Raw genomic sequence first — 2152 nt, forward strand, 5'->3', positions numbered from 1 at the left:
CTTCAGGTGCGTCGTGCGGCGCAGCTCCTCCTGCGCCACCCGCTGGGCGACCTCGTCCTCCTTCCACGCTCCGGCGATGCCCGACAGCTCCGCCTCGCGGGCGGCCATGGTGTCGGCCACCTCGGACTGGCGGTCCAGCAGGGCGGCCAGCTCTCCCTCAGCCTGGGCGACGCGGGTGCTCGTCTCCTCCAGATCCTTGCGCCAGTAGGCCAGGTCCTGATCGTCGCGCTGCACCGAGCGCTCCAGCGCGTGGACCTCTCCTGCCAGCTTCTGCAGGGCCTCGGACTCGGCCTCCAGCTCGGCGCGGCGCCGGGTGATGGCCTCCTCCAGCTCGCGCACCCGATCCAGGTTCTCGCGCTCCTCGGTGCCCAGGCTCTCCAGCCGCACCTGGAGCACCTTCTTCTCCGCGAGCAGCTCCAGGAAGCGGTGCGAGGCGGAGTGCAGATCAATCTCGCGCATGCGCGCCTTGAGCTTCTTGTACTTCTCCGCCTTCTTCGCCTGCCGGGCGAGCGTGTCGAGCCGCTTCTCCAACTCGTTGGTGATGTCCGTGACGCGCAGGAGGTTGGCCTCGGTGGCCTCCATCTTCCGCTCGGCGGCCTTGCGGCGGGACTTGTACTTGGTGACGCCGGCGGCCTCCTCGATGATGGTGCGGCGATCCTCGGGCTTGCTGGAGACGATCAGACCCACCCGGCCCTGCTCGATGATGGAGTAGGCCTTGGTGCCCACGCCGGTGCCCAGCAGCATCTCGGTGATGTCGAGCAACCGGCAGATGGCCTTGTTGATGAGGTACTCGGACTCGCCGCTGCGGAACAGGCGCCGGGTGACGGTGATCTCTGGGAAGCCCTGGTACTGCGGGGCCAGCTGATCCGTCTCCTCGAGGGTGAAGGTGATGGACACCTCCGCCATGGACAGCGGCGGCTTGGACTCCGAGCCGTTGAAGATGACGTCCTCCATGCCGCGGCCACGGAGGTTCTTCGCGCTCTGCTCGCCCATGGCCCAGCGGATGGCGTCCACCACGTTGGACTTGCCGCAGCCGTTGGGGCCGACGATGCCGGTGACGCCGTCATCGAAGCTGAAGACGCTGCGCTCCATGAAGGACTTGAAGCCGGTGATGTCCAGGCGCTTGATTCGCATCCAGCGGGCTCCTGTGGGGCTTGGTGCGCGAGGGGTGGGAATTCGCTCCAAGGCCGAAAAATCGGCCCCGGAATGTGGTCAGGAGTATCAGTCACCCGTGAGCAGATCAAGCGTGACCATGCACCGTGTGACCCTACATTTCTAAAGTCGCCCTGTACCGTCAACGATCGGCGTGAAAGGGCGGTAAGGGGTTGAAAAGTGAGAGGTGCACCCTACCTTCCCAGTGATCTTTCTGGAGGAAGCCTACGTACGCGCCCTTACTCGTCCTCTCGGTCCTCGTAGGAGCCACGCCGGCGGGTCTACCCGACCGGTCTGACATGCCCTCCCCGGAGGCGGCCTGTCCGAACCCGTTCTTCCCCTTGGAGGACGGGCTGAAGTTGACCTACCGGGCCGGATCCTCGGAGTTGACGATCTCGACGCGTGGGGTGACGTCCACGCCCGAGGGGCTCAAGGGACTGCTGGCGGTGGATCTGAAGGGCCGCAGCGGGGAGACGGAGGCCTTCTGTACCTCCCAGGGGGTGCGGACGGGGCTTGGCGGCCTGGAGGGCACGCTGCTGTCGGCGTCCGGCATGCGGGTGGAGGTGGTCTCCGCGGAGGGAATGGCGGTGCCGCCGGCCGCACACATGGTGCCCGGCGCGTCCTGGAAGAACTCGCTGTCGGTGAAGCTGCAGCCGCCGGAGGGCTCGAAGATGCCGGCCGGGATGGTGCTTGCCAGCACGTTCGACAAGGAGGCGACCGTCCTTGGGGAGGAGGAAGTTACGGTCGGGGCGGGCACCTTCAAGGCGCTGAAGGTGAAGAACACCACGACGGCGCGGGCCAGCCGCCCCGGCGCTCAGGGGCGGTCGATCGAGAGCTTCATCTGGTTCGCGCCTGGGGTAGGGATCATCAAGGTGTCCACTGGGGGCAACACGGATCTGGAGCTGCTCAAGGTGGAGCGGCCCGCGGCGGCGGTGCAGAAGGTGCCGGCCCGGGGCAAGAAGACCACGAAGCTCTGATCAGTAGGGCAGGCAGTAGCGGA

The 2152-nt window shown here is 66.9% G+C and carries 2 protein-coding genes; one reads left to right on the forward strand and one right to left on the reverse strand.

Features of this window, described 5'->3' with window-relative positions; all coding sequences use genetic code 11:
• Window positions 1-1134, reverse strand: a 1134-nt coding sequence (locus VD972_RS16735; RefSeq protein ID WP_324988188.1) for a chromosome segregation SMC family protein, incomplete at its 3' end; no start/stop codon positions are given.
• A 317-nt stretch (window positions 1135-1451) separates the two neighbouring features.
• On the opposite strand from VD972_RS16735, the gene VD972_RS16740 reads away from it, so the two are divergent.
• Window positions 1452-2129: a hypothetical protein gene (locus tag VD972_RS16740; protein WP_324988191.1), complete on the forward strand. Its 678-nt coding sequence runs from the start codon at window positions 1452-1454 to the stop codon at window positions 2127-2129.
• Window positions 2130-2152: the final 23 nt, after the last annotated feature.

The sequence above is a fragment of the Hyalangium sp. genome (assembly GCF_035629615.1).
Taxonomy (GTDB): domain Bacteria; phylum Myxococcota; class Myxococcia; order Myxococcales; family Myxococcaceae; genus Hyalangium.

What these genes read in the sequence shown, in the direction of transcription:
- VD972_RS16740 (WP_324988191.1), top strand. Translation starts at nt 1,452, where the DNA reads ATGCCCTCCCCGGAGGCGGCCTGTCCGAACCCGTTCTTCCCCTTGGAG.